The sequence below is a fragment of the Streptomyces sp. C genome (assembly GCF_000158895.1).
Lineage (GTDB): Bacteria > Actinomycetota > Actinomycetes > Streptomycetales > Streptomycetaceae > Streptomyces > Streptomyces racemochromogenes.
The window spans coordinates 6,727,775-6,732,669 of the sequence record NZ_GG657750.1; the positions used below are offsets into that span (position 1 = coordinate 6,727,775).

4 protein-coding genes and 2 pseudogenes are annotated in these 4,895 nt (G+C 75.9%); 3 read left to right on the forward strand and 3 right to left on the reverse strand.

Annotated features, from left to right (window positions below; translation table 11 throughout):
- From SSNG_RS42455 to SSNG_RS30270, 3 genes and pseudogenes are all read right to left on the reverse strand, one after another.
- A pseudogene (locus SSNG_RS42455) lies at positions 1-354 on the reverse strand (molybdopterin-binding oxidoreductase); the annotation flags it as partial.
- 40 nt (positions 355-394) lie between these two features.
- The gene (locus SSNG_RS30265; protein ID WP_042802314.1) at positions 395-574 is read right to left on the reverse strand and encodes a hypothetical protein; all 180 of its coding nucleotides are present in this window, start codon (positions 572-574) and stop codon (positions 395-397) included.
- Positions 575-759: 185 nt separating this feature from the next.
- A complete protein-coding gene (locus SSNG_RS30270; protein ID WP_129593351.1) occupies positions 760-2,445 on the reverse strand; it encodes a ricin-type beta-trefoil lectin domain protein in 1,686 nt (561 codons plus the stop codon).
- A 189-nt stretch (positions 2,446-2,634) separates the two neighbouring features.
- On the opposite strand from SSNG_RS30270, the gene SSNG_RS30275 reads away from it, so the two are divergent.
- The 3 genes and pseudogenes from SSNG_RS30275 to SSNG_RS30285 all read left to right on the forward strand — a co-directional run bounded on the left by SSNG_RS30275 (position 2,635) and on the right by SSNG_RS30285 (position 4,768).
- On the forward strand, positions 2,635-3,291 hold the full coding sequence (locus tag SSNG_RS30275) for a TetR/AcrR family transcriptional regulator (protein ID WP_042802316.1): 657 nt from the start codon (positions 2,635-2,637) through the stop codon (positions 3,289-3,291).
- 73 nt (positions 3,292-3,364) lie between these two features.
- Positions 3,365-4,287 (forward strand): annotated as a pseudogene (locus tag SSNG_RS30280) (serine/threonine dehydratase).
- A gap of 121 nt (positions 4,288-4,408) precedes the next feature.
- The gene (locus SSNG_RS30285) at positions 4,409-4,768 is read left to right on the forward strand and encodes a hypothetical protein (protein WP_007267756.1); all 360 of its coding nucleotides are present in this window, start codon (positions 4,409-4,411) and stop codon (positions 4,766-4,768) included.
- The last annotated feature ends 127 nt before the right edge of the window (positions 4,769-4,895 follow it).

The following is a 4,895-nucleotide window of genomic DNA, read 5'->3' on the forward strand; positions in this document are numbered from 1 at the left end:
CCGGCCCAGGGCCGCCACCGCCCCGAGGAGCCCCACCGAGGCGGCGAGCGCGCAGCCCGCGCGGGGACGGTGCGGTGCGAGGACCCCGGCCGCCGCGGCGAGCACGGCCAGCAGCAGTACCGTCCCCAGGGTCAGGACCGGCTTGTCGGCGGTGCCGAAGGCCCGGACGGCCCACTCCTTGACGGCCGCCGGAGTACGGTCCACCACGGCCCCGCCGACCGCCGTGAGCGGGGCCGCCTCGGGGCGTACGAACGCCGCCGCCAGTTCCGCGACGGCCAGCCCGGCGAACGCCGCGGCCAGGCCGGCGACGGCGCCCGCCCAGCGCGTTCCTCGGTCCTCCCGTACACGGGTCATCCGGAGCCACCTCCGCCCTGTCACGGTAGCCCCGCAGCCCTCACGGGCGCGCCGCTCCCGGGGTCTGCGCCCGCACCGCCTCGCAGCCGCAGCCCCCGCCGGCGGCACGTCCCTCGGGGGCGGGACCGGCGGGGCGGCGTTTGCGCAGCTCCACGACGCCGTCGGTGATGCCGGCGGCGGGCGCGGGGGCCTGGGTGCGCTCGTGCGCGGTCTCGGACATGTCGGTGCACTCCTGTCGCCTCGCGGCCCGCATCGGGGAGGGGCGGCCGCCGAATCGTTCCGCCGCCCCTCCGGTCCGGGCCAGTGAACCCGGCACCCCCGCCGGGCGGGGGCACGCCCGGCGCCGATTCCCCCGGAAGTGTGATGGCGCCGGGCCGCTGCCCGCCGGAGACGGCCTGAGGGGGTCTACACGGGGAGGGACCAGGCCTGGTCCACCTGGTGGTCACCGCAGGCCGTCAGCCGCAGCCGCTCGGCCGGGGCGTCGGGGGTGGCGGGTGCCGCCGGGGCGGTCAGGCACTGCCCGCCGGTCTCCTCGACCAGGGTCCCGTCCCGCCGGTGGCTCCAGCTCTGGCCCGCCTGCCGGCCCGGGGCGCAGTCCGCCAGCTCCACCAGGCCGCCCGCGCGGGCCGTGAGGCACTCGCCGGCCAGCTTCAGCCGTCCGCCGCCGCCCAGGGTCCACCGCTGGTCGGCCCCGGCGGTGCAGGTGCCGAGGACCACCGAGCCGACCCCGCTGGTGCTGGCCCCGTCGGCGCACTTGGCACCGAGCCCGTTGATCTGCCCGGTGGGCACCGCCTCGGCGCAGCCGCGCGGGGTGAGCCGCCACACGGCCGTGTCGTGCGCGCCGAGCCGGCCGGTCAGCGCGTTCACGACCTCGGTGCGGCGCCCGGTCCACAGGTCCTCGGCGTCCGCCACGCACGCGGCGGGCAGTCCGACGTCGGCCAGCGGCACGGACACGTCCCGTGCGCTCCCGGAGCGGTTGAGCACGGCCACCGCCCGGTCGCCGTTCGCGAGCGGCCGGGCCAGGACCTCGAAGGTGGCGTTGGAGGAGACCACGGCGCCCTGCCGGCCCAGCGGGTCCTGGTCCAGCCCGATCAGGCGGGTGTTGCCGAGCGCGGCGAGCCCGCCCGGGGTGAGGGCGGAGACGTCGGAGGACAGGATGAAGGGGGCCGCCATCATCGCCCACAGCCCGACCTGGCTGCGGCTCTCCGCGTCCGTGAGGCCGGGGGCGCCCGCGATCAGGAAGTCGGGGTCGTTCCAGTTGCCGGGGGCCGCGTACCGGCCGAGCCAGCGGTTGTAGCCGTAGTTGCCGAGCACCGAGCTCCAGCGGGAGGTGGCGGGGGCGTTCGGGGCGTACACCTTGATGTCCCGGCCCTCGCGCCACAACTGGCCCGTCTCGCCGACCCAGTCGAGGACCTTGTGCCAGTCGGAACCGCCCCACTCGCCCTGCTGGAAGTAGGCGGGCGCGGAGGCGGACAGCACCATCGGGCGGCCGCTGTCGCGCAGCCCCCGGGCGACGGCGTTGTAGGCGTCCCGGTAGGCCTGCTCCTTCGTCTTCCCCGGCGGCACCCACAGGTTGCAGCCGTCCATCTTGACGTAGTCCACCTTCCACGACGCGAACAGCCGCGCGTCGCGGGCGTAGTGGTCCGGGCCGCCGCCGTCGGGGGAGCCGCTGCCCGGGTAGCGCTCGCAGGTGAGGGAGCCGGCGTCCTCGTAGATGCCGAACTTGAGCCCCTTGGCGTGCAGGTACTCGCCGAGCCAGGCCATGCCGTGCGGGAACTTGACGGGGTCGGTGACCAGGTTCCCCTCCGCGTCGCGCTCCTTGAGCATCCAGCAGTCGTCCACGGTCACCGTGTCGTAGCCCTTGGCGGCGAGACCGCTGGAGACCAGGGCGTCTGCGTTGGCGACCACCGTGGCCTCGTCGATGTCGCACATGTAGTGGGCCCAGTTGTTCCACCCCATGGGCGGGGTGAGGGCCAGCGGGGTGTCCCAGGTCGCGGTCGGCTCGGCCGCCGCGGGGGCGGGGCCGAGCGCGAGGGCGAGCAGGGCGGCCGCGGTGAGACAGGGGAGCGCGGCGCGCGGGCGAGGCGGCACGGGGCCTCCTTGGCGTGGGGGTACCGGGGGACGTTCGTGCCTCAGTGCAGCGGTGCGGCTACCCGCTGTCAACGAGAGTCGGTGGTTATGGCTCAATGACCAGCAATTTGGCCGCTGCCGATGTCACACGTCCGTGGCGGAGGGGGGCGAGAGACGTCGTATGTTACGACGGCTGATACGGTGTATCTCATGCCGAGGACATCACCCGCCCTGGACCGCGCCACCCCGGAGGCCATCGCCCTCACCGCCCTGCGCATCCTCGACGAGGAAGGGCCCGGGGCCCTCAGCTTCCGCGCCCTCGCCGAACGGCTCGGCGTCTCCCACGCCACCGTCCAGCGCCGCTGCACCGACCTCGCCGGCCTACTGGACCTGTGCACCGACCACCTGGCCGGACAGCTCCCCGAAGTCCCCGCGGGCACCGGCTGGTCCGAAGCCTGCGAACAGCGCTTCGGCGCCCTCTACCGGCTGCTCACCGCCCACCCCGGACTGCTCGTCCTGCGCGGCGGCCGCCCCTGGCTCGGCCGGCAGCTGCTGGCCCGCCTCGTCGAACCCGCACTCGCCGACGGCATCGCCGCCGGGATGACCCCGGCCGAGGCCATGACCGCCTACCGGCGGATGTACCTGCTCACCCTGGGGAGCGCCGCCTTCGTCGACCACCGCGACCCGGCCGGGGCCACCGCCGCCTCCCGGGCCGCCATCGCCGCCCTCGACCCGGACGACTTCCCGGTCCTCACCGGCGCACTGGCCGACGTACTGCCCCCGCTGACCGACCACGAGGTCTACCACGGCGCCCTGCGCCAGCTCATCGAGGCGGCCCGGCCCGCCGGCCGGCGGCCCGCGTCCTGACACCGCCCGCGTCCTGACACCGCGCGCGTCCTGAAACGACGCGCGTCCTGACACCGCGAAAGGCAGACCGACCATGGAACAGCAGCTCGACTACGCCGCCGTCCGCGCCGCCGCCGCCCGCACCGCCGGCGCCGTCCGGCCCGCCGCGGTCGTACCCGCCTCCCCAGGCGTCTGGTACGCCCTGGAATACCTCCAGCACACCGGCTCCTTCAAGGCGCGCGGCGCCCACAACTTCCTCGCCGCGCACCGCGAGGCGGGCCGCCTCCCGGCCGCCGGCGTCACCATCGCCTCCGGCGGCAACGCCGGCCTGGCCTGCGCCTGGGCGGCCCGCGCCCACGGCATCCCCGCCACCGTGTTCCTCCCCGGCAACGCCCCGCGCGTCAAGGTCGACCGGCTGCGCGGCTACGGGGCCGACGTACGGCTCGTCGGCGACCGGTACGCCGAAGCCCTCGCGGCCTGCCGGGAGTTCGCCGCCGGCAGCGGCGCCCTGAGCAGCCACGCCTACGACCACCCGCTCGTCTCCGCCGGCGCCGGGACCCTGCTCGACGAGGTACGGGCCGCCCTGCCCGGTCTGGACACCGTCGTCGTCGCGGTCGGCGGCGGCGGGCTGTTCGCCGGCGTCGCCACCGCCGCCCGCGAACACGGCGTACGCGTGGTCGCCGGCCGAGCCCGAGCACTGCCGGGCCCTGAACGCCGCCCTGGAGGCGGGCGAGCCCGTTCGACGTCCCGGTGGCCTCCGTCGCCGCCGACTCCCTCGGCGCCTCCCGCGTCTCGGCCGACGCCCTCGCCGCCGCCCGGCACGCGAACGCCGTGTCGGTGCTCGTCCCCGACGGGGCGATCACCGCCGCCCGCAAGGCGCTCTGGGACGAGCACCGGATCGTCGTCGAGGCCGGCGCCGCCACCGCGCTGGCGGCCCTGCGCACCGCACCGGAGCCGCTGGGCGAGCGGGTCGCCGTCATCCTGTGCGGGGCCAACACCGACCCCCGGGACCTCTGAACGACGATCGTCTCCCCGCCCCGAGACTTTCGAGTACGGCACCGGCCCCCGCGCGCCTGCCAGGCTCCGGCACGAGGGTGCGGACCGCACCGGAACGTCGAGGGCACGGAGGAACGGGACCATGGCTCAGCGCAAGGGTTGTCTCATCGGGTGCGGTATCGCGCTGGTGCTGGGGATCGGGCTCCTCGTGGCACTGTTCTTCGGGGCGGCCAAGGTCCTCGACATAGCCGACAAGACCCTGCTCGACCCGAAGGTCTACGAGGCGGTGAAGGTCGGCGACCCCGAGAGCGAGGTCCGCGGCAAGCTCCCCTCGGGCGACACCTTCGTCAAGGACGCCCTCAAGGAAGGCGGCCCGGCCGAGCCCGCCGGCAGCGTCTGCGCCTGGTACCTCTCCGCCGCCGACGGGCGGACCGAGGACGTGCTCCGCCTCTGCTTCAAGGACGGCAAGCTCGCGGAGAAGGCCCAGTACCGCATGGAGTAGCACCGGCACCGGGCCTCACCCCGCCCCGGACCCTACCCCCGGCCGTCCAGCCGGGCCGCGGAACGCGACAGCCCGTCCGCGGCCGTGGCGCACCGCCGGGCCAGCTCCTCGACCCGGGCCCGGAAGG